The organism is Aminobacterium sp. UBA4834 (assembly GCF_002400205.1).
In the GTDB taxonomy this organism is placed as follows: domain Bacteria; phylum Synergistota; class Synergistia; order Synergistales; family Aminobacteriaceae; genus Aminobacterium; species Aminobacterium mobile.
In genome coordinates, this window is sequence record NZ_DHFC01000012.1 from 1 (window position 1) to 23,141 (window position 23,141).

Annotated in this window: 23 protein-coding genes and 3 tRNA genes; 3 read left to right on the forward strand and 23 right to left on the reverse strand. The window is 43.5% G+C overall.

All coding sequences use genetic code 11. The features are described 5' to 3' along the window. Positions 1-537 precede the first annotated feature (537 nt). The 23 genes from B3L97_RS04525 to B3L97_RS04635 form a co-directional block, all read right to left on the reverse strand. Positions 538-613 (reverse strand) — tRNA-Thr (locus tag B3L97_RS04525). A gap of 14 nt (positions 614-627) precedes the next feature. Continuing rightward, positions 628-713 (reverse strand) — tRNA-Tyr (locus B3L97_RS04530). Between the two features lie 35 nt (positions 714-748). Next, positions 749-824, reverse strand: a tRNA-Thr gene (locus B3L97_RS04535). Between the two features lie 66 nt (positions 825-890). Continuing rightward, positions 891-1,190 (reverse strand): PG0541 family transporter-associated protein, encoded by a 300-nt coding sequence (locus B3L97_RS04540; protein ID WP_286934337.1) that lies wholly within the window; start codon positions 1,188-1,190, stop codon positions 891-893. Between the two features lie 5 nt (positions 1,191-1,195). Beyond that, complete coding sequence (locus B3L97_RS04545; RefSeq protein ID WP_286934338.1) at positions 1,196-4,300, reverse strand: efflux RND transporter permease subunit; 3,105 nt, start codon at positions 4,298-4,300, stop codon at positions 1,196-1,198. Further along, positions 4,297-5,388, reverse strand: coding sequence for an efflux RND transporter periplasmic adaptor subunit (locus B3L97_RS04550; RefSeq protein WP_286934340.1), 1,092 nt, complete (start codon positions 5,386-5,388; stop codon positions 4,297-4,299). The genes B3L97_RS04545 and B3L97_RS04550 overlap by 4 nt, the downstream gene beginning before the upstream one ends. 18 nt (positions 5,389-5,406) lie before the next feature. After that, entirely contained in the window at positions 5,407-6,738 is a 1,332-nt protein-coding gene (locus B3L97_RS04555; protein ID WP_286934341.1) for a TolC family protein, read from the reverse strand. Further along, entirely contained in the window at positions 6,728-7,339 is a 612-nt protein-coding gene (locus tag B3L97_RS04560) for a TetR/AcrR family transcriptional regulator (RefSeq protein WP_286934342.1), read from the reverse strand. The genes B3L97_RS04555 and B3L97_RS04560 overlap by 11 nt, the downstream gene beginning before the upstream one ends. Positions 7,340-7,451: 112 nt before the next feature. Continuing rightward, entirely contained in the window at positions 7,452-8,807 is a 1,356-nt protein-coding gene (mgtE, locus tag B3L97_RS04565; RefSeq protein WP_286934344.1) for a magnesium transporter, read from the reverse strand. Between the two features lie 280 nt (positions 8,808-9,087). Then, positions 9,088-9,483 carry a 30S ribosomal protein S9 gene (rpsI, locus tag B3L97_RS04570; RefSeq protein ID WP_024823048.1) on the reverse strand — a complete coding sequence of 132 codons (396 nt, stop codon included), beginning with the start codon at positions 9,481-9,483 and terminating at the stop codon, positions 9,088-9,090. A gap of 30 nt (positions 9,484-9,513) precedes the next feature. After that, the gene (rplM, locus tag B3L97_RS04575) at positions 9,514-9,945 is read right to left on the reverse strand and encodes a 50S ribosomal protein L13 (protein WP_286934345.1); all 432 of its coding nucleotides are present in this window, start codon (positions 9,943-9,945) and stop codon (positions 9,514-9,516) included. A 169-nt stretch (positions 9,946-10,114) separates the two neighbouring features. Next, on the reverse strand, positions 10,115-11,158 hold the full coding sequence (locus tag B3L97_RS04580; protein WP_286847555.1) for a nicotinate phosphoribosyltransferase: 1,044 nt from the start codon (positions 11,156-11,158) through the stop codon (positions 10,115-10,117). Between the two features lie 12 nt (positions 11,159-11,170). Continuing rightward, the gene (secG, locus tag B3L97_RS04585) at positions 11,171-11,401 is read right to left on the reverse strand and encodes a preprotein translocase subunit SecG (protein ID WP_024823051.1); all 231 of its coding nucleotides are present in this window, start codon (positions 11,399-11,401) and stop codon (positions 11,171-11,173) included. A 52-nt stretch (positions 11,402-11,453) separates the two neighbouring features. After that, a complete protein-coding gene (rdgB, locus tag B3L97_RS04590; protein WP_024823052.1) occupies positions 11,454-12,047 on the reverse strand; it encodes an RdgB/HAM1 family non-canonical purine NTP pyrophosphatase in 594 nt (197 codons plus the stop codon). Then, on the reverse strand, positions 12,007-12,792 hold the full coding sequence (rph, locus tag B3L97_RS04595) for a ribonuclease PH (protein ID WP_024823053.1): 786 nt from the start codon (positions 12,790-12,792) through the stop codon (positions 12,007-12,009). Before rph ends, rdgB begins: the two co-directional genes overlap by 41 nt. 23 nt (positions 12,793-12,815) lie before the next feature. Further along, positions 12,816-13,529 (reverse strand): GerMN domain-containing protein, encoded by a 714-nt coding sequence (locus B3L97_RS04600; RefSeq protein ID WP_286934346.1) that lies wholly within the window; start codon positions 13,527-13,529, stop codon positions 12,816-12,818. A gap of 40 nt (positions 13,530-13,569) precedes the next feature. Continuing rightward, positions 13,570-15,165, reverse strand: a complete 1,596-nt coding sequence (locus B3L97_RS04605) for an N-acetylmuramoyl-L-alanine amidase family protein (protein ID WP_286934347.1) — start codon at positions 15,163-15,165, stop codon at positions 13,570-13,572. Positions 15,166-15,253: 88 nt separating this feature from the next. Then, entirely contained in the window at positions 15,254-16,612 is a 1,359-nt protein-coding gene (locus B3L97_RS04610; RefSeq protein ID WP_286934350.1) for a TldD/PmbA family protein, read from the reverse strand. After that, positions 16,612-17,649 carry a low-specificity L-threonine aldolase gene (gene ltaE / locus B3L97_RS04615; protein ID WP_286847558.1) on the reverse strand — a complete coding sequence of 346 codons (1,038 nt, stop codon included), beginning with the start codon at positions 17,647-17,649 and terminating at the stop codon, positions 16,612-16,614. Before ltaE ends, B3L97_RS04610 begins: the two co-directional genes overlap by 1 nt. Positions 17,650-17,729: 80 nt before the next feature. Next, positions 17,730-18,557, reverse strand: coding sequence for a PHP domain-containing protein (locus tag B3L97_RS04620; RefSeq protein ID WP_286934353.1), 828 nt, complete (start codon positions 18,555-18,557; stop codon positions 17,730-17,732). 7 nt (positions 18,558-18,564) lie between these two features. Next, a complete protein-coding gene (locus B3L97_RS04625; RefSeq protein ID WP_286847559.1) occupies positions 18,565-19,083 on the reverse strand; it encodes a chemotaxis protein CheW in 519 nt (172 codons plus the stop codon). 19 nt (positions 19,084-19,102) lie between these two features. Further along, the gene (locus tag B3L97_RS04630; RefSeq protein WP_286934355.1) at positions 19,103-19,621 is read right to left on the reverse strand and encodes a YfcE family phosphodiesterase; all 519 of its coding nucleotides are present in this window, start codon (positions 19,619-19,621) and stop codon (positions 19,103-19,105) included. A gap of 7 nt (positions 19,622-19,628) precedes the next feature. Next, on the reverse strand, positions 19,629-20,663 hold the full coding sequence (locus B3L97_RS04635) for a homoserine dehydrogenase (RefSeq protein ID WP_286934358.1): 1,035 nt from the start codon (positions 20,661-20,663) through the stop codon (positions 19,629-19,631). Between the two features lie 173 nt (positions 20,664-20,836). Here B3L97_RS04635 and B3L97_RS04640 point away from each other — a divergent pair, with 173 nt between their 5' ends. From B3L97_RS04640 to B3L97_RS04650, 3 genes are all read left to right on the forward strand, one after another. Beyond that, positions 20,837-21,205 (forward strand): hypothetical protein, encoded by a 369-nt coding sequence (locus B3L97_RS04640; protein ID WP_286934359.1) that lies wholly within the window; start codon positions 20,837-20,839, stop codon positions 21,203-21,205. A gap of 21 nt (positions 21,206-21,226) precedes the next feature. Further along, positions 21,227-21,982, forward strand: coding sequence for a hypothetical protein (locus tag B3L97_RS04645; RefSeq protein WP_286934360.1), 756 nt, complete (start codon positions 21,227-21,229; stop codon positions 21,980-21,982). A 25-nt stretch (positions 21,983-22,007) separates the two neighbouring features. After that, positions 22,008-23,141 (forward strand): diguanylate cyclase domain-containing protein (locus tag B3L97_RS04650; RefSeq protein WP_286934361.1); only part of this gene is annotated, 1,134 nt, incomplete at its 3' end.

The window sequence follows — 23,141 nt, forward strand, 5'->3', positions numbered from 1 at the left end:
CTTTCAAATTTCTCTTTTGCCATATCTTCTCAGGCCTCCCTGCGTATATAGAATCTCTACCCTTTCGGGCTCTGTATTCTCTTGTTTTAAGGAAACAGTTGGGACACTACTGAAGAGATTTTATCATACGAATCAAAAATATCCATATGTGCTCACCAGAAGTACATTTCTTTTATGATTTAAAGCCAATGTAAAAATGATAAACTATGAAAAACTTTTTGTGATATCTTTTAAATCGCATAAGAAAAAGGGCCCAGCTTTAAAGCTGGGCCCTTGAAAGTATTTATTTTCAAAAATCAAATTCCCCTATTAACCACTGCACCCCCGCCAAATTTGAGGCTGGAACGACTTAATGTTAACCAATCTTGTTCTTTTCATGCCAAAGACCTCCTTGAATGTAATGTTTGGGCATCAAAAATCCGCTTGTTTTTGACCACCTAACAGGGGGATTTTTTAGCCTTTGGAGAGAAATTAGAGAAGAGTTAAAAGACACGAAAAAAGGGGAACTGACTTTATTCAGCCCCCCTTCCTAATCCATGGAGCCGACTTCCGGACTCGAACCGGAGACCCCATCCTTACCATGGATGTGCTCTACCTGCTGAGCTAAGTCGGCTTTCTTTTAATAAATGGTGGTGGGAGTAGGATTTGAACCTACGTAGGCGAACGCCAGCAGATTTACAGTCTGCAGCCTTTGACCACTCGGCCATCCCACCACTTCACTGCGATTTTATACCAACAACGTAAAAAATGGAGCCGGCACCCGGACTCGAACCGGGGACCTGCTGATTACAAGTCAGCTGCTCTACCAGCTGAGCTACACCGGCTCGCCGCTGGTATATTATAGCGGGAGAAATAGATCTGTCAACATCCGATGTAACTAAAGTGCTATTTTACAGTACTTTCTCCGCTTCCGCAACAAAAGCTTTTATTCCCGCCTGCTTTATATATGGTTCCTCCTCTAGGTGAGTAAGTTTTTCCTTTAAGACCAAAACATCTTCATCACCACAAAAGACCATAAAAGCGCAGTCTTTCCCAGGATATATTGCATCATCCCAATGGGTTTTCCCACTCACGTTATCACGAAACAAAACATTTTTCCAAACAAAATATCCCGTAATACCGTTTTTATTGAGAACCTCCATGAGATCTTCTGCGACACTTTCATTACAGAAAATCCAGAACATCTTCATGTAGCCTAAACCTCCTCTGCCTCAGCAAAACGCTTTTTACGACGAAGCTTTTCTTCAAATAAGCTGTAAATTACAGGTACAATTACTAACGTTACTATAGTAGAAATAAGCAATCCTCCCATAACAGAGACCGCAAGCGGACGCCAAAGCTCTGCTCCCTGGTCCTGGCTAATAGCCATTGGTAACATGCCAAAAAAGGTTGTGAGAGTCGTCATTAAAACAGGGCGTAAACGACGTTCTCCCGCCTCTAGAAGAGAGTCTCTCAATTTTACACCTCGGGCTCTGAGAAGGTTGATATAGTCTACAAGTACAATGGCGTTATTAACCACAATTCCAACCAGCATAATAACCCCGAGCAGTGCTTGTAGCGAAAGATACATCCCCGTCAGAAGATATGCGAAAGCCACACCAGTAAGGGCAAAGGGGATGCTGAACATAATGACAAAGGGATCGAGGTATGCTTCATACTGCCCTGCCATAACCATATAGACCAAAAGAACCCCCAACAAAACTAAATATCCCATTTGGCGGAAAGCCTTGTCTTTTTCTTCCACCTCTCCACCAAAATCGATACGGATATCTTGAGGGATATTCATTTTTTCGATAGCTGCTTTTGCATCTTGCGTCAACTGACCTAAAGATCTCCCATGAACATTCGCTTCAACCACTACGTAGCGCTGTTTATTTTTGCGCTGTATTTCCGGTGGACCTACTGTGTCATTGAGTTGTGCTACTGTTGAAAGGCGAATAAGCTTCCCATTTACATTCGGAACCATCAGACGATTTAAAACCTCTCGAGAGTTTCGTTCATCGGTGTTCAACCGAACTCGAATAGGATAATCATCATCACCTTCCCAATAGCTTTCATCTGTTTCATATCCGTAATAATACGTCCTCAGAGTCTGTGCAACAGATGCTGTGCTTACACCTGCCAAAGCTGCTTTTTCTTTATCAACCTGTACCCATACCTCTGGGCGATTTTGTTTTTGGCTCAACGTCACATCAACAGCGCCTGGTATCTTAACGAGGCTATTCTTAATCATATTTGCCGTTTCCACAACATGATCAAGGTTGTCTCCATATACTTCTATATTCAAGGGTTTCGACCCAAGTAACATGGCTTTAATAGGAGACGTGACTACAACTGTCATTTTTTCAATACCAGGCTTAGTTTGAAGCCAATTACGCAGTTCGTTGGCAACTTCAAAAGCACTACGCTCTCGTTTCTTTTTCTCCACAAGTTTAAGCCCAACAGTTCCCACATTAGGGCCAGCCTCTTGCCCGACAGCTACAGCATATCCCTTTTCATCCCGGCCATCATAAGCAAATATATTTGTTGCCTCTGGTACTGTTTTTTCAGCATATGCCATTATTTCTTTAAGAAGTTCCTCTGTTTTTTCGATCCTGGTTCCTTCTGGAAGTGTAAGGGTAATAGAAATATCTCCCGTATCCGGTTCCGGCGTCAGTTCAGTGCCTATGAAACGAAAACCTGTAAAAGTAAGGATCAAAAGGACTACAGCGGCAGCAATAACTTTTTTCTGGTTTATAAGACTCCACGAAAGGATATTTTTATAGCCTCGCTCAAGCCACACGATGAATCGTTCCGTGTATCGATGCATCTTTAAACTATCTTCCTCCCGTTTGAAAAAACGACTCCCCATCATAGGAACAAACGTAAGGCTGACAAAAAGAGAAGCCATAACGGCCACAACCATCACAATAGTCAATGCGGAAAAGAAAACACCAACAAGCCCCGAAATAAAAGCTAACGGGAGCAACACAACAGCCGTAGTAAGGGTTGAAGCAAGAAGGGCCGACTGTACTTCCTGGGCACCGAGGATACTCGCCACATTCCGCCGTTCTCCAAGTTCTAAGTGATAAACAATCTGGTCTGTAGCAACGATAGAGTTATCCACTACCATTCCGCTTGCCACAGCTAGAGCTGAAAGAGTAAAAATATTGATAGTGTAGTCAAGCCACCCCATTATTATAAAAGTAATGACAAGAGAAAAAGGGATAGCTCCACAAATAATAAGCGATGCCGGGAGCCGTTTTAAAAAGGCCCACGTCACAAGAAAGACCAACAGTATTCCGCTAAAGAGAGAAGACCCTAAATTTCGTATAGAATCTTGAATAAAATCAGCCGCATTAAGCCCCACGTGATATTCCACATCGCCTGGGAACTCCCGGGCCTTCATATCTTCCATTTTCTCAAGGACAGCTTGGCTTACTTCTACCGTATTGGCATCACTGTTTTTAAGAACAATAAGAATTACAGACTGCTTCCCTGCGTGAAATCCCTGAATATCAGGATCTTTAAAACTATCGGAAATAGTCGCCACATCGGAAAGATATACTGGTCGCCCTTTCGATACACCTACAATTACTTTGTGCATATCCGCTACACTTTGGAATCGACCAGGAACCCGTAGATAATACTCAATTCGCCCTTCTTTTAGAGACCCTGAAGGAATGTTAATATTCTCCCGTTCAAGAGCTTGCACTACTGATTGTGGAGCTAGTCCATACGCTTCAATTTTATCTACATTGAGTTGTACCTGTATCTCCCGTCGATCCCCACCGTAGATCAGAACTTGCCCTACACCAGAAATACGGGAAATTGTTTCGGAAATAGTTTTATCTGCATAATGATAAAGACTGGGAAAGGACTCGTCTGCCGTTAGAGACATTACAAGGACAGGAACCGTCCCTGAAGTTATTCTCAACAAAATTGGCTCCTCTGCATCGCTAGGTAGATCTCGTTTAGCGAAGTTCACCGCATCTCGAACATCTCCTATTTTGACATCCAAGTCTTCCCCCCAATCAAACTTCACGGAAACAACAGATATGTTATCTTGGGACTTTGAAAGGATAGTATCTACCCCTTCTATCATGGCAACGTGATTCTCTACTATTTTGGAAACCCGCTGCTCTACATCGCTTGCAGAAGCTCCTGGCCATGAAGTCAAAATATTAATAACTGGAGGTTCTATTTCAGGCAATAAATCTACTTTTAAAGATGTGAAAACAATACCACCAAGCAATATGACTACAAGAAAGATCATAAGGGTGGTTACTCGCCGCTTAACCGAAAATTCTGGAAGATTCATCGCTGAACCACCTCAATTGGCGTTCCTTCAGAAAGTTTCTCCGAACGGGTAATGATAACTTTATCGGGAAGAGATATTCCTTCGATTACTTCAATAGCATCTGGTCCTTCCTCTCCAAGAGTAATTTGTTTTGTTTTAGCAGTCCCATCTTCTGTAGCCACATAACAAATAGGCAGACCAGTACCTGCCATTTTCATAACAGCGTCTAATGGAATACCAAGCCCTTCATGAGTTCCCGCTTGAATTTCTACTCGAGCATACATTCCAGGTTTCATAAGAGAAAGAGTATCAACAGCGACCTCTACCTTTCCTGTTCGAGTAGCAGGATCCAAAATGGGAGAAACTCTAGCGACTTTTGCTTTAAAAGAACGTCCAGGGAAAGCATCTAGAGAAATGTGCGTTTCTTGCCCCGCTCTTACCTTTGAATACAGTTTCTCTGGAACTACTCCCACAGCCTTAACCTGTTCCTGCTTGGCTATCACAAAGACAGGGTAAGAGGAGGTGGTGTCTCCAGCATCCACATTTCGAGCTGTAATAATGCCCGAAATCGGGGCCTCTATTCGATGATATCCCTTCGTTATCTTAAGCTGCTCCAGTGCTGCCTTCGTCTCTGCCACTTGCCTGACAGAGGTTTTGTACTCTCCTTCTACATGATCATATTGTTGGCGACTGATAACTTCTTCCTTGTAAAGTTGAGAAAATCTTCGATAATCGTTTTCCGCAGTCTGTTTATAAATTTCAGCCTTAGCAAGACTTGCCTGAGCCTGACTTATCTGCTGCTCTATAAGACTTGCATCAAGAATAGCGAGAATATCTCCTTCCTGTACTTTGTCACCTTCATGGACAAGGACTTGAAGAACCGTTTTACCTTGGACCTTACTAATAACAGCCGCTTCTTCTTCCGGTTCAAGAGTAGCCACAAAACGGACAATATCTACAAAAGTACCCTGTTTTGGAGAAACAACCTCTACTTTTACCCGTTCTATTTCCCCCACAGCACTTTCTATTTGGTGCTGCTGATAGGCTCGAAAACCTATGAGGGCAATAAAGATAACGACTACGCTAAAGAGCATCAGACTCTTTTTCACTCAAAATCACTCCCGTTCCTATTGTTCAGCTGTATTTAGAGGCAGGCCTACTGCATATAAAAGTTCTGTTTTAGATATGTGCGTATCATAAACTGAGTCAACAAGCTGAGTTCGAGCATTAGTGAGAGCTACGCGAGCATCAAGAACATCTATATTCGTGCCTACCTGAGAGCCGTACCGTTTTAAAGCCATACGATAGTCTTCTTCTGCACTTTGCACCTGATCCGTAGCGACGGATATTCGTTGCAAAGCAGATTCAAGGTTAAGTTTTGCGACAGAAACTTCCAAGTTAATTTGTTTTTTAAGGTCCTCTGCCCTGAAAAAGAACTCATTGGCGGCAGCCTTCGCCTCTTGGGCCTTGGCCTGACTCGCTCCACCATCGTAAAATTTCCAAAGAGCTGTAAGAGAAATTTTCCAGTCATCTTTTTCACTCGGGAAAAAAGTGTCATCAGCAACATAACTCTCAGCCTGTAAAATCACCTGCGGTTTGCTTTGTGCTGTTGCTGCCTTAGAAAGGGCAAGAGACGATTGAACGGCAAAGTCTAGTGCTTGAAGCTCCGGTCGAGTATCTAGGGCGAGAGAAAAAGGATCCTCAACCACAGGAACATCAGGCCGAGACTGATCTGGGTCTGGCAAAGTATATTGAGAACGTAGAGAGGCCCCCACAGCTCGTTCTAAGGCACTCCATGCCACATCTACTCCGTTAACAGCCTTTATTCTGTTTAGTTCGGCTTCTGACACATCTACGCGAATTCGCAAAACTTCATTTTTAGCTACAACGCCATGATTATAAAAAGACTCCACTTGCTTCAAATGTTCTTTAGTGAGTCCTAATACATCTTCCGCTACAGTAAGTTTGGCTCGAGCTCGCTGAAGATTGTAATAACTTGCTAAGACATTGCTTTCCACTGTCTGAGACACTCTGGTCTCTTGTGCTTTTGCTCCCTCTAAAGCCAGCTTCTGGCTTCGTACAGAGTTTTCTACAGCGCCACTACTGTAGAGAAGATAATCAAGAGACAGAGCTGCACGATAAGTTTTTTCAAACCCAGCTATAGCCGCTCCTCCTGTAGGAATTACAGGATACCTCGGCTCCTCCCCTAATTGTTGGTACGTTAAAGACGCTGCCAATTGGGGTTTTTGCGCCGATTTTGAGCCTAAGTATCTGGCTTGAGCCTGATTCACTCGCTCTGCCTCCGCCGCCAAGATCGGATTGTTTTTCTGTGCAAGCTCTAATACTAGCGTCTCTGTAAGGGGGTCTCTTTCCTGAGCCCATAAAATGTGTTCTTCTGAAAAAAGGCAGGCAAATAGCGTTATTAACGTAATCATATAAATGTATTTTCTATGGTGCATACGGTGCTCCTCCTTTAAGAACTCGTGTTACTAAAAATTTCCAAGAACGTTTCGCTTCATCGACTGAGAGGGTTGTTCCTACGTTAGAAACTAATCCAGCAATAAAGTTCTCGAAAATTCGAATCAATTCTTTAAGAGAAAGTCCTCCCGCTCCATCTTTCAGGGAGGGGTACATCCTCATAAGAATAGACTCAAATTCCTCCACAAAGGATAGGCTGATAAGGCAATTCAAATCCTGAATTTCCGTATTACCCCTAATAGACTCTAAAGCCATATGGACACTGAACATTCGCCATAACTGGTCTTTCATCATTGCATCAATAAGCTGTTCTCCCCGCGCGATAAAAAGCCCCTCCCGTTCCTCAGGCTTTTCTGGCTGATCTGGCACCATAATATGGCGGATGCGCTCCACCTCTCCCTTTAAAACAGCCCTATAAAGATCTAATTTTCCTGAGAAATGCCAGTATAAAGCTCCCTTACTCAAATTTGCTTCCTTAACAATGGAATCAATGCTCGCTCCATAAAACCCTTTTTCCGCAAAGTGTTTTCTCGCTATAGACAATATGAGGGTTCTCGTATCTTGTGCATTATTTCCTTTCAAACACCCACCTCCCGACCGTTCGGTATATGAAAAGTCTATTCAATACCGACCGGTCTGTCAAGTAATTAAAAACGCAGGGAGGAAATCTCCCTGCGAAGAGATCTATTCTTTTTTAAAGTGGTAAGGAAAGGATGCGGCGTGCGATTTCAAAATAGACAATCAGACCAAAAACATCAACGATGGTTGTAATGAAGGGGCCCGACATAATAGCTGGGTCAACTTTTACCAGCCGTGCTATAAACGGCAATAGGGTTCCTGCTAAATTACCAAGGAGAACCACAGCTATAATGGAAATTGCAACCGTAATGGCTACGCCGCCCCCAGCATTAAGCATATAGGCTCTGCCTATGCCAAAAATGGCGAGAGTACTCCCAAGAAGAATTCCCGTTACTACTTCTCTTAAAACAACTCTCCAAATATCCTTCCATTCAATATGCCCCAGTGTGATTCCACGAATAACAAGGGTGGAAGCCTGCGTACCAGCATTTCCGCCAGTATCGATAAGGAGAGGGACAAAAAAAGTCAACGTCACCACGCTTTGGATAGCGAGAGTATATCGTTGCAAAACAGTCGTAGTAAGAGTCTCAGTTAATATACAAATAAACAACCATACAAACCGCTTTCGAGCTACAGTAAAAACACTAGCATCAAGGTAATCTTCTTCCACTGGTTGAATACCAGCCATACGTTCGAAGTCTTCTGTCGCTTCTTCTTCTACTATGTCGAGGACGTCATCAAACGTAATAATTCCTACAAGCCGTTTTTCCGTATCTACAACAGGAACAGCTTGCAGGTCGTACTTTGACATAACTTGTGCTACTTCTTCCTGATCTGTAGTAGTTATAACATAAATAGGTTCGTCCATAAGAGACGATAAGAGAGTCTGAGGTTTTGCCATAATCAAGGATTCCAGATCTACGACCCCTTTAAGTTGACGCTGTCCGTTAACTACAAAGCACGTGTAAATAGTTTCTTTACTCCTAGCATTTTTACGGATCCTGTCTATAGCTTCTTCAGTGGTCATTCCCTCTTTTAAATCAATATACTCAGGAGTCATTATTCGTCCTGCCGAACCGTCAGGGTAATTTAGTAAGGCATTAGCCACTGTCCTTTCTTCAGGAGAAAGGCGAAGAAGAAGTTTTTTCACGGTTTTTGCGGGCAATTCATCAAATAAGGCCGTACGATCATCATCAGACATCTCTTCTATAATGACTGATACTTCAGAGTCTGTGAAGTGAGCAAGCATTTCTTCGCGCTCCGCTCCCTCCATAAATTCGAAAACTTCAATAGCCAAATCTTTTGGAAGAAGTCGAAAAATAAAGACTCGTTCTACCGGAGACTTTTCGCTAATAATTTCAGCAATGTCTGCCGGTTCCATGTCACTGAGAAGATCTTTTAAATTTTTAAATTTTTTCGTTTGGAAAAGTTTATCGATACTTTCATGATACTTCCGCTGCAAGTCTTCCATTGGCATCTCCCCCTTTGCTTTTTGAGATAATAAAGGGTGAGGATCAAGTCACACCCGACAGGCGTCGGATGCTTCTCAGACCTGAGGCCAGGGGTAGAAGACTGACTCGACGCCGTTTAAAAAATTAAAGAAAAGAAGTTATTTTTGTTACACGATAAAGGGACAGTACCGCTATCCATGTTTTTCTCCTTTAAAAATTTCCTTTTTATTGAAAAAAGAAACATACGGGGCAAGAAACATAAGCCTGCCCCGTATGTAATACCCCAATAGAGTCGCGAAACTAACGCTTCGAGAACTGTCTCTGTCCCCGAGCGCCCTTCTGACCAAACTTCTTTCTCTCTACCATACGAGGGTCGCGAGTTAGGAGGCCAGCTTTTTTTAACGCAGGGCGAAGCTCTGGATTCAATTTCAAAAGAGCTCTGGCAATCCCAAGACAAACAGCACCGGACTGCCCTGTCAAGCCACCCCCATTAGCACGGACGAAGACATTGACCTTGCCTTCAACTCCGGCAGTTTTAAGTGGCTGCAAAGCATGTGTCTGCCAAACCTGACGTGGGAAATAATCTTCCACTGTTCTTTCGTTAATCTGTATAGTTCCATCACCCGGACAAATTCTTACACGAGCGATAGCATTTTTACGTCTTCCAGTTCCCCAAAAATAGGAAGGAGCTACCATTCTTGTTCCTCCTTTCTCGAAAAATCGGTTTTAAAACTCCAGCGGCTTAGGCTGCTGGGCAGAATGAGGATGATTCGGACCTGCATAGACTTTCAACTTCTTGTGCATCTTCAGACGGGTCTTCGGGAGCATCCCCTTCACAACCATTTCCAAAAGCCGCTCGGGCTGTTTTTCAAGTATCTCGCCATATGTCTGGCTCTTCAGTCCACCAGAGTATCCGGTGTGACGATAGCGCTTTTCATTCTGGCGTTTATTACCTGTCAACTTAACTTTCTCCGCATTGATTATAACAACGAAATCCCCACAATCTACATGAGGAGTATAGGTGGCTTTATGTTTTCCCATAAGGACTTGAGCTACCTGAGAAGCTAAACGTCCCAATGGCTTATCGGTGGCATCCACTACATACCACTCACGCACAACCTTCTCGCGAGTAGCCATGTAAGTACGATTGCTCGCCATGCTTATTTCCTCCTTTACATTAACAACTGAAGATATTTATTTTTCTAAAATACCTCTCCAGTTTTAGAGAAGAACTTCTTCGAGTGCATCTTGGGAATGTGTGGCGGCATTCCCTTCCCGAAACAATTACTCCCTTTTCTTGGCGAGATATTCTATTCGCAAACCTATGCTATTGTACACGTATTAGGCGAGGATTTTCAATCATTCCTGGCAATCTTCCTCTTTTAGCTACAGGAACACCATCCACAACCTTCAAATCCATAGTCATATCTCTCGGTGCACCATGAGTGATATAGCTTCCCACACCAAAACTGTCAACTCCCGCCTCAGAAAGAACACGAATTCGATCGGGAGTAAGACCTCCGGAAGCAATAATTCGCACATGAGAAAAGCCTGCGAGATTGAGACGATATCGAACCTCTTTTACTAACTCCACAGTAACGCCGCCTCTTTCTCCAGGAGTATCGAGACGAACACCAAAGAGACGATCGCCCAGTGTTCTTGCTACTCGAAGAGATTCTTCTGCTTCATCTTTAAACGTATCTACGAGTACAATACGAGCTTCTTTTTCAGGCACTTCAGCATCGTACACCTTGGCCAACTCCACAGTATCTCCCATGATCAGCACTGCGGCATGAGGAACCGTACCGGTAGGCTCAAGATTTGCCAGTTTTGCACCCAACATGCAGCTAGCCCCTGTACAACCTCCTACAACAACGGCCGCTCTTTCCATAACTGAAGCTATGGCTGGATGAACATGTCGAGCACCAAAACATAAAACAGGTTTTCCCTCTGCAGCCTCTACACACTGTCGAGCCGCAGTTGCCCATCCACTTGAGCTCGCTAAAAATCCAAGTAAAACTGTTTCATATAATCCGAACTCAGAATAAGAACCACTAATTCTCATAACAACATCTTTGGGTGCAAAAGGGTCTCCCTCTTGCAATGCATATACAGCAACTTTTTTATCTTTCAGGACTTGCATCGCCTCAGGCAAACCAGCAAAGATTCCATGACCACGAGCAAAAAACTCCGCAACTACAGGAGTATGCAGTTTTCCAGCCCGACGAAGCACATCCCTTGTTTTCAAAAAATATACATCTGATGTAAGGCCGCTCAGAATTTCTTCGTGAGTGGCACTAAACAAACGGTCGGAACGAACCTGAACAGAGGAAAGATCCTCAAGGGAATCGAGGTTCCCGTTTTTTGTCATATCCATTCTCCTTTATTTCGACATCATAACAAGGATAAACGAAGACAGCATAAAGAGACTCGTCAAAACAACGGTAAGCTTTGTAAGAGCGCTGAGACGCTGCCACTGGCTTCCTCCAAAATCGGCCTGCGTCCCCCCGCCAAAGAAGCCGGAAAATCCACCTTCTTTTCGCTGCTGAAGAAGCACAGCTCCCATTAAAGCAATACTTAATATGATATGAACAACGCCAAGGACTACTTTCATCTTCTACACCCCCCTGTACGGTAAACCTCAGGAATCCAGACAATAGGTTATTTTACCATATTTGCCGCTGAAGGATATGTACCAATTGATAAGATGCTATTGCCCGATGAGAAATTCGAGCTTTTATTTCAGGAGGAAGTTCTGCAAAAGTCTGCGTATAACCCATTGGGATAAAAAGGGGGTCGTATCCAAACCCACCTGTTCCAGAAACTCTCCAGGTTATATTGCCCCAACACTCCCCTTCTGTAAGCCAAACCTGCCCTTCCTCAGGCAGACAGAGCGCAAAAGCCGCTACATATTTTGCCACCCGGTCATCTTTCCCCTCTAAAACCTGTAAAAGCCATTGGTTCCGTTGAGAAGATGTAGGAGCTATTCGAGCTGAGCGTATTCCAGGACTCCAATTCAACGCTCGCACCTCTAAACCGCTATCATCAGCTAAAGCCGGAAGTCCGCAACAATCAGCCCAGCTTCGCGCCTTGAGGAAAGCATTCCCCATATAGGTCTGAGCGGTTTCTTCCACATCAAGAGACGCATAACTGGGACCAAATACAAGCCTTATTTTTAAAGGAGCAAGAAGTTCGGCAACTTCATTATATTTATTTTTATTACCGCTCGCAAATATAATCGTTTTTCCCAACGCAGGCATGTCGCTCCTCCGAGGTAATAGATAGTGCTCGGGCTTGAATATCCATAATTTTATAAATTCCTTGTTCTACAATATCGAGCATGGAGTTGAGTTCCGATCTAGCAAAAGTCCCTTGCTCTCCAGTTCCCTGAATTTCCACAAGCTCTCCCTTGCTATTCATCACTACGTTACAATCTACTTCGGCAGAGCTATCCTCTTCGTAGCAAAGATCCAAACATACTGTCCCATGAATTTTCCCTGCGCTCACAGCTGCTAAAAAAGAGCGTATAGGTATGGATTCAATAATTCCGTTCCTCCATAATTTTCGCAGCGCATCAAAAAGAGCCACAAAGGATCCGGAGATAGCAGCTGTTCGGGTTCCCCCATCTGCCTGAATTACATCGCAATCAAGCCATATCATGCGTTCCCCAAGAAGAGAAAGGTCTACTGACGATCGCAGGGCCCTCCCTATAAGCCTTTGTATTTCACAACTACGCCCATTAACACCGCCACGAGTCGTGCTTCGGAACGTTCTCTGTGCTGTAGCTCGAGGCAACATGGCATATTCAGCACTAACCCACCCCTGCCCCGTTCCCCGTAAAAAAGAAGGAACTTTTTCTTCTACTGAAGCGGTGCATATAACTTTCGTTTCGCCGAAGCAGGCAAGGACTGAACCTTCAGCATATCGAGTATAGTTTCTTAGAAAGCTTATGGAGCGCAACTCACCAATTCGACGGCCATCTCTCCGTAATTCCCGTTCTTCCATACTACATTTGCACCTCGAATATTTTAAGATTTCAATTCCCAAGGAACGGAAAGATTTACAGATGCCCCACTCTGGGGAACTTTCCCCTCCACAAGAAAACGCACTTTAGTAACGGGTGAAAAATTTTCTTTCACCGTTCTCACAATACCAGTAATAAAAAGAGTACTCGTCTCCTGCCCCAACGTATTCAAAGCGGAAAGGAAAGCAGAATTCATGTCAAGATATGCCGTATCTCCGTTACGGAAAACGTGTAAGACGGTCCCCCCACGGAAAGGTTCTCCACACTCCTCCATAATCTTTTGGGTTACATGCTGAATATCCTCTTCCATAAGACTAGAAACAACCACTATTTTTTTCTGCACTATCTCCCCGCTCATCGGAACATATATAGGGAAAGAAACCTTACGCCCAGAAACTCCTTCAGAAATGAGGGCCTGAGAAATCTCTTCCCTGTTTTGCACTACATCAGCTTGGGTTATGACTTTTTTCTTATTCAGAAACTTGACAGCAAAAGACGTCCCCCAATATCCTATCCCAAAAAACAAGAGAATAAGAGCACTCCAAGCGATAAAACGATAGACAATAGGCGCTTTTTTCGGCGCATCATCATCTGCAAAACGCCGCCCCCGCCGAGAACGAGCTTTTGGTTGAGAGAAGCCACTATCCACATCTACGTTACGGCGTATCATTAAATCATCTTCAAAATCATCTTCGAATTGTTCTCGTTTTCGAACCATTTCTCTAGCGCATTAAGCGCCGCACCTCCTTTCTCAACCTCTATCTTCCTTTTAAGTACGCTGCTACTCCTCTCGCTATGGCATCGGCAAACTGTTGTTGGAAGGAAGAAGAAGCAAGCCTTTTGGCTTCGCTTTTTTCTGTTAGAAACCCCGTCTCAATAAGCACGGCTGGCATGGAAGCCCCCCGAAGGACAAAGAAAGGCGCCTGAGCAACCCGACGCATATTGAGGCCCTGTTTTTTCCCGGCATTAAATAAATACTCAGCCACATCCGTGCTTTCGCTTATCTTCGCATTCTGTTGCATGTTCCCTAGAATATTTAATAGCATTTTCGTCTTCTGGTCTACCTGGGCCGCACTTTCAGAACCATTCTCTCCTGTTAATTCCCTATTTTCGATAAGAGCCAGTTCCATGGCATCTTTATCTGTTGGCAAGGCCATAATATAAATCTCCGTACCAGAAGCATGACGTCCCTTGGGAAGAGCGTTTGCGTGGACGCTAATAAACATATCAGCTTGCCACTGATTAGCAAGGTCTGTACGTTCCCGTAACTTAAGGTATACGTCATTTTCTCTCGTGAGACGGACATTAAATCCTAGTTTTTTTATACGCTCTGCTAGGCACAAAGCAAATTGAAGGTTAAGATCCTTTTCTCGCAATCCATTCGCCATGGCGCCCGGGTCTTTCCCCCCATGCCCTGGATCAATTACAACCAATTTTTTTCCCAAACTTCCTGCCTTTTCACCCGTTATTGGGGGAAGAGGCCGTTGTTCTGCTATGACCTTCTGAGGTTTATCCTGTGCCTGAGGTCTTTCGTTTACAGGGGAACTCGCTTTCTTACTACTTCGATAAAAATCGACAACAAGACGGGGTGGCGCTGAAAGAGCAAAAGTTTTTTGGCTACCCCCCATTTGGGATCCAAGAGAAATTTTACAACTATCTTTCGCCGTCTCTACATTTACAGTTATTTCTTTTGGAAACGGAGACACTAACTGAGCAGTAGCAACCTCCGAAGTAGTGAAAGAGACGAAAACCGTATTGCCTTTCTCTAAAATTTCTGGAGGCACAGTTCCTTCATAATCAAAAACAACCCTCGTTTTTTCATCATATTGCCCCCATCGAACAGCCTGTAAGACACAGGGGGCCGACGGGGAGAGATCAATCATAGGAGGGGAAGGAACCTCCTCAACTTGAGTTTGAGCCCCCCTCTGAAGCTGTTGAGAGGTAATTGAAGCTGATGTTGAACTAGAGCTCATATCTGCGTTTCCTCTCTCTCCCTGCCGAGAGGAAGGGCATCCATCCAGGCTTGAACCACACCATGAAAGTTGAGATGAAGACCCACTATTTTGAAGGAGCCCCTGAAGAATATTCAGTGCCGATTGAGATTCTACCCACCACTGGTTATTGTCAAGGATGGCTGGCGCTGCCATAGGCATAAGTTGTACATCTAACCATACTGCCGCTGCTTTATGAACAATTTGGAGTTTAGATCTTCCTTGAGAAACAATAAGAGTGTCGTCCTTGTGGGTCATAGAAAGATTTAAAAGACGCCCCATAGTTCCTATGGACACCATAGTCAGCCTTCCTTGCGTACGAGTTGGAACTTCTCCGACTGTCTTCCCCTCTACTGCAAGCACCCAAGGCCGCTCCTCTGCAAACAAATTCTCGCAAGAGAATAGGGCTACACATACACTCACACATAAAAAAAGGAGAAGAAAAAGTAAATTAAAGTCCTGCCGCCGTAACATCTTCTACCACCACTGTACACCCTCCCGTATCTCCCCAGAATAAAAGATCATTGCCTATGCATACAATTTTTTTAAGAAAATCTAAAAGGTTCCCGGCAATAGTCATACCAGATACAGGAAAAGAGAGTTCCCCATTATGCAAGGCAACCCCTTTTATTCCTAAAGAAAAATCCCCGCTCACCGGATTAACTGTATGAAGCCCTAATAAGTCCATAATATAAATCCCGTTTCTGACAGAGCAAAAAATATCTTCCTGTGACAACGTCCCTGGCTCAATATAAATATTTGAAACGTCCACGTCTGGAACAGAAGAAAAGCTTCGAGCTCCATTACCAGTAGAGGGGACTCCATCTTTAAGGCCGTATTTAAGATTATATAAGAAGTTTTTTATAACCCCTTTTTCCATTAGAACCGTACGTTGACAGGGAACTCCCTCTCCATCGAAAGGAGCGGTCCCCAATTTTTTAGGCATAAGGCCATCATCAATAATAGTAAGAAGAGAACTTGCTTCTTGTTTCTCTAATTTCCCTTTATAAAGAGACATATTTTTATGAACATTTGAAGCAAGAAAAAGCTCTCCGATAACTGAGAGGAAAGAAGCAGAAACTTCCGGTGAAAGGATAAGGGTATACTTTCCCGTTTTTAAAGGCTTCCCTCCTAAAATATACGCTGTCTGTGTTACTGCCTCTTCTACAATACGACTGAGAGGAAGATCGCTAAGGAAACGGCAGCTTTCTCCATATCCTCCCATTTCCAAATTAACGCCATCGCTCATAACAAGACTCAATCCTGCAGAAACGCTGGTTCCGTTATACCAGCCTCGTATTCCTGTAGAGGACATGTAAAAACTTTTACCTATGCTGTCATACCAAGAGGCGCTTCGTATCGACAAAATCCGCTTGTCTTTTGAACTCGCTTCCTGGGACATATAAAGACAGGACTCCTGTCGTTGTTCTGGGGTGATAGAAGAAACAGCCTCATCTTCCAGCTTCAGATCGTCCCTGTAAGAGGGTTTTTGTTCGTAAAGAGTAACCCATGGATCTGGTTCGGAACTACAACAGTTAGCCCAGCTCCACGATACCAAGTTCTCAAAAGATGCGGGGTCAAGGACATTCATATGCGCAACACCTTGTCGACCGTCCGCATCTATGACTCGCAATCCTATCCCCATAAAAAAGCCCGTTCTGTTTTGTTCCGTTTTACCATCTCGCAAAGATAAAGAGCTACTTTTTCCTGAATAAAAAAGGATATCCGCTCCTTTCGCGCCTCTATTCAGAGACTTTTCTATCAGAGAAAAAGCACTATTTTCCACATAGTTAGCGTTGGGAAATTCCATTATATTTTTCGCACCTCTTCAACAATAATTTCAGCACCGCGCAGAGCTTGCTCCTGAGAAACATCGAGGTGAGTAACAAGTCGCAGCCGACGAGCCCCCATAGCAGTAAAGTAAACTCCACGTTCAGCACAACTCTGAATAAGACTATGAGCATCTGGACCTTGCTCTGGCAACGAGAAAAAGACCATATTAGTTTGTCTTCCTTTACGCTCTACATTAAGCCCAGCTTCTTCTAGAACTGACGCTATAAGCTGTGCATGTTTATGATCATCAGCTAATCGCTCTATGTTATGCTCAAGAGCATACAGTCCAGCCGCTGCAATAATTCCAGCTTGGCGCATGCCTCCTCCTAGCTTCTTCCGCCAATGTCGTGCTTCGTCAATGAAAACCTTTGAAGCACATATCATACTACCTATAGGGGCTCCGAGCCCTTTAGAGAGACAAATTTGAACCGAATCTACCAAAGAACTAAAAGCCTTTATATCTACTCCCCAAGCCAACGCTGCATTAAAAAGTCGGGCCCCATCCAGATGTATAGGCAAATGAATCTCACGAGCCTGTTTCACAACATTCTCAAAACTTTCTACAGGAACAGCCACTCCCCCGCACTTATTATGAGTATTTTCAAGACATAGCAACTTTGCAGGCGAATGGTGTACATTTCTAGGGGGACAAAGAGATGTAATTTCCTGCGGAGACAGAATTCCAGAACTATCATCTGCTAAGAGTGGGAAAAGCCCGCCTAAGGCAGACATTCCACCCCCTTCATAATTATATATGTGAGAGAGAGCCCCGAGTATGACTCCGTCGCCTCGTCCGCAATGAGTTAAGAGCGAGGTGAGATTTCCCATAGTTCCAGAAGCCACAAACAGAGCTTCTTCTTTTCCTGTTATTTCTGCTGTTTTTTCCTCTAAGCGACGCACTGTCGGATCTTCTCCATATACGTCATCACCGACTTCAGCTTCATACATAGCACGGCGCATCTCTTCGCTAGGTTTTGTCACGGTATCGCTCTTGAAATCGATAGGGAACAACATCAGATTCTCCTCCTTACAAAATCTAGTTCTCTTTTCTATTTATCATCTACAATATCATTATATAAATAGGGAGAAAGACGTTAGAGTGATATTCCAAGTCGCGCCCAGGGCAAAAACCCCTCGTTCACAGGAATTCCCATAGAAATACTGGGACGATTCGCACCATGATAGTCGGTCCCTGCCGTGGGGAAAAGCCCCATCTCATCCGCTATCCGAAGAAACTGGAAAATCTGCCCTGAGGAGTGATGGGGGGTAATGCATTCCAATCCCCAAAGCCCTTTTTCTTTTAAACGCCTGAGAATATCTACAAGCTCTCCATTATCATCTGTAGTTTGGGTAGGATGAGCTAAAACTGCTACCCCTCCAGCCTCTTGAATGATCTCAATACACAGGCTGGGAGAAAGTCTATACCGCGGCACATATGCGGGAGCGCCACGCCCCAAATAGCGTTCAAAAGCTGTCGACATACTCTGAACATATCCTTTTTTTATTAACACACGAGCAACATGAGGGCGAGCAACAACTTCTCCTTTCGCCTCTGCCTCCACCTCTTCAATAGATATTGACACTCCTAAATCTGTCAATTTACGACAAATTTTACTGTTTCGCTCGTTTCGTCCCTCCCGAAGCTCCTTCATATGTTTCTGAAATACTGCAGATTGAGGCTCAAAACGATATCCAAGAATATGCATTACTCCATTGAAATCAGCTGATAGCTCCACTCCTGAAATACCCCTTACGCCTCTCTGGCGACAAGCATCTAAGAAGGTCTCAACACCTTCCGTAGTATCATGGTCTGTAAGGCTGGCAACAGAAATGCCCCTACCCTTCGCTTTCGATACCAGCTCTTTCGGAGAAAGTGTTCCATCAGAAGAGGTGCTATGGAGGTGCAAGTCTATGAGGATCATTTCAATCTTATCCTGCTACTTCCTCTGTCTCTTCTGCTATCACTTCATCTAAATCAAAAAGAGTCACCAAATCTAATAGGACCACCAATCGTCCACCATTCTGTTTCACGACTCCAAGAAGATACTTTCGTTCCATACTCGTATTGAGCTGCGATCCCTGTTCAATTTGAGAATCATATACAGTACAAACCTCTCGAACGGAATCCACCAATAAGCCAAACTGTATGTCTCCCCAAGAAACAACAACTATTCTTGAATCCTCTGTGAGCTCCTTGGATGTTAGCCCCATCTTTAACTCCATATCGAAGACGGGAACTATAGTACCTCTCAAATTAATAACGCCACGAATATACGCTGGGGCGTTGGGAACTCTCGTAATAACTGGCGGGACCCTGACTATCTCCTTCACTTCATTAACGCCAAGAGCAAATTCTTCTCCGTCAAGAGAAAAAACCAGGATAATATGTTCCTCTCCAGTCTCTTCTATTTCTTCTGCGGTAACATTTCGCTTCTCAGCCACTTCCATGTTTGGACTCCTCCTTAACCTACCATTCTTCTCTATGTAAAAGCTGACCTTCAAGAGTAACTATACGTATTTCATTTTCCTCTATTATAGCCACACTTGCCGGATCTCGCCCTCTAGGTAATGCAGCACTTCCAGGATTCAAGAAAAAGGTATGGCCTTCCCGGACTAAAGAACCTATGTGAGTATGGCCTGTCACTACAAGATCAGCATTGGCTAGAAGCGCTAGCTTTCGGACTTGGGAGAAGTTGTTCCCGTGGCTTACAAGAATCATTCTCCCTTGCCACCATACTGTTACATACGGGGAGAGTATAGGCCAACGAAGCTCCTCCTGATCTCTTGGGAAATCACTATTCCCCTTCGCTATGAGGACAGGTACTAACGAGGTATTTATATATTGAGCCAAACCTGTATTCAAATTGCTTTTTAAAACATCTCCTGCATGGAGGATGGCATCAATGTTCCCCCATATATTCAATGCTTTTTCCCAGGCATCTGCATGTCCGTGGGTATCAGCTATCACTCCAAGACGTGAAAACACTGTTACCTCACCTCCCCATAGAATCAACTACCGCGAGAACATCTCTTAATAACGCAAAGGCTGCCGGACGGCTTCCTGCTCCTGCCCCCTCTATACATATTTCTCCCATGGTATCCGTACAAAAAAGAGCCCCATTTGTTACTCCATAGAGGGTGACCAATGGGTGATTCGCAGGCAAAGGAGTGGGTGCCACCTCTATATGGCAAGCTCCCCCTTGCTTATCTATCTTCGATAAAAGCCTAACGACGCCCCCACGAGTACGTGTCTTACTTAACATTTCCGGGGTAACATCTCGAATGCCCTTGACTGAAACCATTTCTCTTGTAAAACGAGGAGCGCCCATAATAGCTTGAGCTACGATCATCGCCTTATACGCTGAATCCCAACCATCTATATCAATGCTGGGATCTGGTTCTGCATAACCTCGCCGTTGGGCATCAAGAAGAGCATCATCAAGGGTAGACCCCTGCCGCATTAACTCTAATACGTAGTTACACGTTCCGTTCAGAACCCCTTCAAAAGAAAGGACTTGGCTTGCAGGGAGGCCATGACGCACAAGAGAGAAGAGAGGTGTGCCACACATAACAGTACCTTCAAAGAGGAAAAAACATCCTTTCTCTCGGGCAAGAGAGGAAAGCTGATGATACCAAAGAGCTACGGGGGACTTATTGCATGTCACTACCGATTTTCCTCTTAAAAGAGCTTTCTCCATATATGTTCTCGCTGGTTCCCCTGTTTCAAGACTTGAAAAAGTAGTATCTACGAGAACATCATACACTCCGTTAACAATAAGATCATCTAATGGAAGGGGATGAGGAACAACTCCTCCATCTATTCGGCCTGTCATTTCCTCTACCTTCAAAATAGAAGAAATATCAAGCCCTTCTGGAGAATAAACATTCCCTCTTCTTCGAGTAGCAATACTATTGATCTGAATGGAGCAGTCAAATTCCGAGGCTAAGACGTATCGTTTTCTTTCGAGCAAAGTACAAAATTCCCTGCCGACATTTCCAAAACCAAGAAGGAGTATGGTTAGCTTCATGTATATTCCTCCGGAGCCTCTGAAATCATTATACTTTTAAGAGCAATGTTGTTTCATTTTATCACTTTCTAAACAATTACGTCTTCGGGGTGTTCGTCTAAATAGCCGTCTTGTTGTATTATTGTTAAATAGAAACTTGTATGATTTTTTATTTATTGGTGAGGTGAATAAAGTTGGATCAATCTCTCTCGCAAGAACTTGTTTTGAAAGAACTAAAAAATCTCATTGATTCCTCTTCCCTTGTTACCGCTAGGCTCATAGAATCTGTATCCATGAACTCCCAGCTTGCTTCTTCAATTACTCCAGAAATGCAACATATGTTTCATCAGTGGATGGATTTGATCACTAAAGATATTCTCAGATCTTTCGACGATTATGGAACTATAAACATCCGCAAAGTTGCATCTGAAATGGGGATATCGGAATCTACAGTCTTATCACTTGTGCTCTATCTGCATAGGCAGGGAACCTTGTCTATAGAAAATATAACTGCTTGTAAAAGCGATGGTGAAAACAGAGAAATATGCCACTGCCTCCGATAAAATAAAAAATGAGGTGATACTATGGCAACTGATATAGAACTGCTCTCAGAAAGAGCACGACGAAAAGCTGCTTTAGCAGAAGCTGGGTTAGGAAAGTCTGCCTCTTTCGAAAGTCTTTTCAAAAGCATGGGATTTACATGTTTTTCTGAAAATTTATACCTCGAGCAGATGAGGACATGGATCCATCTATGCATTCAAAATCATATTACAAAGCTTTTTGTTCCCATGATTCTTCTTCCTGTTATTTCAAAATTCCTAAACAGCGACCATATTAACATTAATCTAGGAACTATTATCGATTATCCTTTCCCCAATCTTCCCTCTGATCTCAAAATTTCAGCTATAAAATGGGCTCGAACACAAGGAGCGAAAACCATTATCGTCACAATGCAAAGCGGCGTAATTCGAGATCCTAACATCAGAAACAATTTCCGCGAAGCCTTATCCACGTACAAAAAAAATGTGCCGTCCCGTTTTCCTCTTTATATCGCTTTCAATTCTTCCTTATTGTCAGAAGAAGAAATTATTACTCTTGCCCGTCATGCTGAAATGGGCGGTGCCTCTGGTATATACAGTATTGCTCAACGAAAAAATCCAACAATCCTACGGAATATAGCTCTCCTTCGCTCCGCCACTCCGGATAACATACATATTGGGATCATAGGAAACATTCGCTCTTGGCAGGAAACAGAGACATTAGGAACGGTTGGAGCCGAGAGGATTATTTCTTCCTGCCCTCCCCATGAATTCCGATATCCATTTTTCCCCAACTATTAATTCTAGGGAAGAAAGAAGAGGAGACATGAAAGAAAACACATCTTCCCGTTCGTGGAAGAAAATATTGGTACCGCAATTTCTTTCCATTCTCATTATTCTTTTACTCTACAGCACGAGAAACTCTTTTAGATATGGCACTATAATTCCCTTATGGGGCTTTCTTCTCTTAAGCTACGTGGCAGGAGATATATCTTATATTATCTTAACAAATAGACAAGAAAACAGCAGCGCTATGTGGGGACATCAATTCCTTATACAGGGAATCCTTATTATAGGGTGTAGCATTGTGTTAGGGCATCATCCTATTATTTCATGGAGTGGCGTTACAGTAGCTCTTGTAGGTTTTATTTTATTATCATATAACTATTGCCTTGCTCTTTCCACGTTTTCTCCTCAACAACAGTCATTCTCTTCAAGCAACCTACAAGAAAATGAAACGCGAGAAGAAGCTGTTTTTTCTACAAAAATGTTCTTTCACTCCTTCCCGCTACCAATCCTCGTGGAAGAAAATGGAGAAATACATGGCAACGTTGCTGCACAAAACATACTGCCTCCCCTTGACACTTTGCCTTGCCCTTTCGAAAAATTTATAAAGACTCGGTCGCCTATACCTACCATCCTCCCCCTTCCTTCTGGCAAATGGACTGTGAGCAGCAGTGAAAGCCAGGGAATAAAAGGATATATTCTGTCTCCTTTAAAAGAGAATAAAATTGACGTTAAAATGCTGAAAATTATGGACAGGCGAACAGGTCTCTTTTCTAGAGAATACGCTGATCTAAGGAGTCAACAAGAACTCGCCAGATCCTATCGTTACCGCCGTTGGCTTTCTTTTATTTTGCTAAAATTCGCTATAAACGATCCAGGGAAACTCATCAATGAAAAAATGGAGCAAGAGCTATTCGTAAAATTCTGTTCCAAACTCCAACAGAACGTACGGTCTACTGACCTTGTGTTTCAGTTTGAGGAGGACAAAATACTCATCCTTATGCCAGAAACCCCACGAGATGGGATAAAAAGTCTTGCCAGCCGAATACTTGATACAGGGAGTACTCTTTTTGAGAATATAGAGGAAACCCCTTTGCCTCAATGTTGCAAAGCAAAACTGCGCATTGGAAGCGTGTTCGTAAGTGGCAACAAAAAGGTAGAATATGCTGACATT